General features: G+C 52.2%; 6 protein-coding genes. 1 reads left to right on the top strand and 5 read right to left on the bottom strand.

Translation table 11 applies throughout. The features are described from left to right. On the bottom strand, window positions 1–197 hold a 197-nt coding region (locus BN871_RS27130), incomplete at its 3' end, for a heterocycloanthracin/sonorensin family bacteriocin (RefSeq protein ID WP_083436590.1). A 242-nt stretch (window positions 198–439) separates the two neighbouring features. Here BN871_RS27130 and BN871_RS22105 point away from each other — a divergent pair. Next, window positions 440–904 (top strand): heme-degrading domain-containing protein, encoded by a 465-nt coding sequence (locus BN871_RS22105; protein ID WP_048748891.1) that lies wholly within the window; start codon window positions 440–442, stop codon window positions 902–904. Between the two features lie 133 nt (window positions 905–1,037). Here BN871_RS22105 and BN871_RS22100 read toward each other — a convergent pair whose 3' ends face one another. The 4 genes from BN871_RS22100 to BN871_RS29380 form a co-directional block, all read right to left on the bottom strand. Further along, window positions 1,038–2,210, bottom strand: coding sequence for a hypothetical protein (locus BN871_RS22100; RefSeq protein ID WP_048748889.1), 1,173 nt, complete (start codon window positions 2,208–2,210; stop codon window positions 1,038–1,040). Window positions 2,211–2,486: 276 nt separating this feature from the next. Beyond that, complete coding sequence (locus tag BN871_RS28635) at window positions 2,487–2,705, bottom strand: hypothetical protein (RefSeq protein ID WP_048748888.1); 219 nt, start codon at window positions 2,703–2,705, stop codon at window positions 2,487–2,489. 314 nt (window positions 2,706–3,019) lie between these two features. Continuing rightward, window positions 3,020–3,658, bottom strand: coding sequence for a bifunctional 4-hydroxy-2-oxoglutarate aldolase/2-dehydro-3-deoxy-phosphogluconate aldolase (locus BN871_RS22085; protein ID WP_048748883.1), 639 nt, complete (start codon window positions 3,656–3,658; stop codon window positions 3,020–3,022). 126 nt (window positions 3,659–3,784) lie between these two features. Next, window positions 3,785–4,112: hypothetical protein (locus tag BN871_RS29380; protein ID WP_232313261.1), on the bottom strand; the 328-nt coding region annotated here is incomplete at its 5' end.

Here is a 4,112-nt window from a genome sequence, read left to right as displayed (position 1 = left end):
GTCGAACTGGTCGCAGCTCCGCAGCCGCCGCATCCACCGCAGCCGCCGCAAAAACCGATACAAAAGCCGATGCAAACGCCGATACAAAGACGAGCATTATTAGGATCCACTTGACCTTGACCCGCATTCGGAGTTATGCCGCTCGCTTTGAACGCATCCATATTCAAATTTTGAAGATCGTTCTTAAATTCATTCATCTTAGTAGCCTCCGTTATATGTTCATGTGAAGATCATCGGCACGCACAAAAAAGGAAATGAAAGGAGAACAATCCAACTGGTCCTATGCCGACAAACGTTCATGACATATACGTATGAAAAAAAGCTCCGCTGGTGTTACTGATTCATTCGCCTACTGCTCTGTACGCCTCGATAAAACCATCGCAAGCATGTATAATAACGACCAAGAAATACTAATTCACAAGAAACGGGAGTGCTCCCTGTGAACCGACACGACGCTTTATTACAACCATTGCTGCAAGAAGAGACGGACCTTCAGTTCTCCCTTTTCACGAACGAAACCGCATACAAGGTTGGAACCAGCATGATAGAAAAAGCGTTGCTGGAGAACAAATCGATCGTCGTCGATATTCGAAAAAACGGTGAGCTGTTATTTTACAGCAGAATGGAAGGCACATCTTCTCATAACGATGAATGGGTGTCATGGAAAAATAACGTTGTCCATCATTTCGGCCATAGTTCCTACTATATGCACATCCTGATGAAATCGACCGGTTCAACGGTGAAAGCCTACGGTCTCAATCCGGATGATTACAAGGCTGAAGGCGGCGCCTTCCCGCTGCGCTTGGAAAAGGAAGGAATCGTTGGCACCATAACGGTATCGGGACTGCCTGGCGAGGAAGATCACTCCATGGTTGTTTCTGTGTTGAAAGAATTGCTGTTGTAAAATGGGATAGGAAAGAAAGCAATCCTTAGCAAGATAGCAAAAGAGAGAAGCCCAGATTGGGCTCCTCTCTTTTTAACGATAACTTGCTATTACATTATAGATGTCTTGACGGCACGTCATACCATGGACACGTTTAATCCGGAGGATGTAATTTATTGATGTTTACAACGTAGGATACTTGAGCAGTCGTGCCCTTTTTCAAGGCAACAACCAGGAGATTCTCTGAATCGATCCAGGAGAAGGTCTCGATAACAGATCCTGCGTCAGGGGAAATAACCTTGGTTGCGGCATTCTCGGGATCGGTGACAACAATAATGTTCGTATTGAAAGAGGTCGGATCGGGGAAATTCAGCATCGCAAATTTAGGGGACGCAATATCGGCCAGAATCATATCGACCCTGCCTATGCCTTCAACCAGCGACAGCTCTTTCTTCGAAGTAAGACTGGCTACTTTGACGCTCTTAAGCTCAGGAATGACCAGGTACGGATAGGAAACTACGCTCTCTGGGCTTACGTGGTCTTGGACAACGGACTGCTTGCGATTTTCGAGATCGATGCCGAAGATGGTGTCCTGAGAACGGATAAAGGCCTGATTGCCTTCCCCCCATCCAATGAATTCATAACCGCCGGAGAATGCCGGGAATTGTTCTTGAGTCTTAAAGTTTTTCACCCAAAGCTGTCCATCGCCCCGGCCATTTTCAACGGCTTCGCGGTTGGAGAAGAAAATCATGAATTCTCCCTTGGGGTTGACACGAGCGCGACCGCCCCAAACGAGAGGGAGATTCTCGATCTGTTTCTTTTCCAAGGTTTCCCTGTCATACTCACCGACAGTGTCGGACAGCATCTTCGCAATCTTGCCCTCCGCGATATCCAGTCCATACAAGGAGCCATTGTAATCCAGCACATATCCGCTTTGATTTGCGATCGGGGTGAGCTGGTAGCCTTCTTCGCTATTCGGCAGCACGACTTCTTTCTTCCCATTTGCAACGGAAGAGAATTTCAGCTTGGTCTTTTTACCATCGAAATCAAAGTCGATTGTCTTCTCCTTTTTATTTTTGTCCACCTCGATGCCGGCCTCCGTTAGCTTTGCAGCTTTGGACGGATGTTCTTTAGCGGCTTTACCAGACACGGGATCGATGGAATCAATGATGTCTTTTTGGGCTGCCTGATCGGTTTCAGAGAAGATCACGCCATCGAAAACTTTGAGCGATCCCTGAACTTTATCCGGGTAAGTCCCATACGCAGCCCCAGCTCCTGCAGCCAGGATCAACACGATGCCTGAGAAAAGAAATGCCTTCTTTTTCACATTGCTTCGCTCCTCCACGAACGGATTGGATTTCACCAAAGATTTCGCAAGAAAACGGCCATTTTGCTAATCTATATATAAAACAGCCTTCAACTCGGCTTTGTTTCAGGATAGAACCATATTTTACAAATTCTGCATCTCAATCGTTCCATTCTCTCTCCGCCTCTATTTCTTCGCCTTTCGCAAGCTCTGAACTCCGGTATCAGCCGAGAACGATCCCTCTCTGCTTGTAATACAAATGTAATAATTCCTTCAGCTAGGTTTCAGTAACCGGTTTTATACTACTATCAGACCCCCCTTATTCATATATTCTCTCTGGGCCCGCGAGCAATCGCGGGCCTCTTTTTTTTTGCCGAAGCTTTTCTCCTTCGTCCCCTTGAAGCGGCAGGCTTCTTGTCCCAATCCATCGTTCAACTGCCTGGGCCATTCCGGCATGATCGCCGCCGGCTTTGCGCCCCTCCCTTTTTTCGCCGCACTTTCTTTTCCGTCCACCATACCCTGAGCTTGCTCAAGGAGGGCTACCTGTTCGTCACGAACAGAGCCGATGCCTTCCGATCGGATTTATTCGAGACCCGACTGCTAGGCGAGCGGGCGGTATGCATGAGAGGAGAAGAAACCGCGGAGCTGTTCTACGACAACGGCAAGTTCAAGAGGCATGGCGCCCCTCCGAAGCGCGTCCTGAAAACGCTGCTCGGAGTCCGGGCGATTTGATTCGACCCTTCGCGATGTCGAGGATGAAGCTCCGATAAAAGCGAAAAAAAAAGGCAGCGGGGGCATGCGCCTCATCCGTTGCCTTTTTTTTATCCTTGTTAACTCCGCTGTGCCCGCACCGCTTCCGCGAACTGCCGTGCCCGATCCTCCATGAGGTCGAACCGGCCCTCGCGAGCCCATTGCAGATTGACAATCTTGCTTCCCAAGCCTACGGCATCCGCTCCCGCCCGCAAATAATCCCCGATGTTGTCCAGATCGACGCCGCCGGTCGCCATCATGGGAATAAGATTCAACGGAGCTTTCAGCTCCTGCAGGTAACGATGGCCGAGGGAGGCCATCGGGAATATTTTGACCGCTTCCGCCCCCGCCTTCCAGGCTCGGACGATCTCGGTCGGCGTCATGACTCCCGGCCATACGGATATGCCTTCGGCAGCGCCGAAGGCGACCACTTCCTCGTCGAGGTTCGGCGAGATGATGAACTGCGCGCCGGCGGAAGCCGCTTCCCTCGCCTGCTTGAGATCCAGTACCGTTCCGGCGCCAATATAGGCCTGTCCGTCATAAAGCTCTCGCCAGCGGGAAAGGATCGGCAAAGCTTCGTCGGTATTAAGCGTAACCTCCATCAAGGAGATGCCGCCGCGGATGAGCGCTCCTGCCGCAGCATCCGCTTCCTGCGCTCCGATACCCCGGAATATCGCGACGATTTTTTCCTCCAGCAGCACATCAAGCAGCTTGGCCATCGGATTTACGCCCTTTCCCCGTCTTCGGCTTTGTCCCAGTAGTCGTACAGGATCTTGGCAAATAAATTCGGAAAGGCATAATGGCGCATGTCGCCAGGGCCGATCCAGCGGTATTCCGGGGGCAGCTCAGGTGAATTGCCTGCAGCTGCCGCATTCGCGCCGGCCGTCGCGCTCTGCGACGCCGCTGCCGTCTCCACGGAAGCCGCATAGGCTTCTCCCGTCTCGGCGGCGGCGCTTGCTGCCCGAGGCCACGCCGCGCTTCCGGAAGAGTCCAGCTCGGCCAGATATACGCGCATTGTCCAATGAAGATGGCTGAACGTATGCTCCTCCGCTCCCCACCAGCGGCGGGGAACGGGCCGTCAGCCCGCTCTCCTCGCGCAGCAGGCGCCGCAGGTCGCCGGCATCGGCCGCCTGGCGCTCCACCGGAGGCTCCGCGAGCAGGTCCGGCTTGCGG

Origin of the sequence: Paenibacillus sp. P22 (genome assembly GCF_000469945.2) — a bacterium.
Lineage (GTDB): Bacteria > Bacillota > Bacilli > Paenibacillales > Paenibacillaceae > Paenibacillus_O > Paenibacillus_O humicus.
The sequence above is the reverse complement of the archived record's forward strand: the minus strand, read 5'-3'. Positions and strand labels throughout refer to the sequence as shown.

Coding starts and splice junctions, on each gene's coding strand:
- BN871_RS28635 (WP_048748888.1), bottom strand. CDS start 2,705: ATGGTGGACGGAAAAGAAAGTGCGGCGAAAAAAGGGAGGGGCGCAAAG.
- BN871_RS22085 (WP_048748883.1), bottom strand. CDS start 3,658: ATGGCCAAGCTGCTTGATGTGCTGCTGGAGGAAAAAATCGTCGCGATA.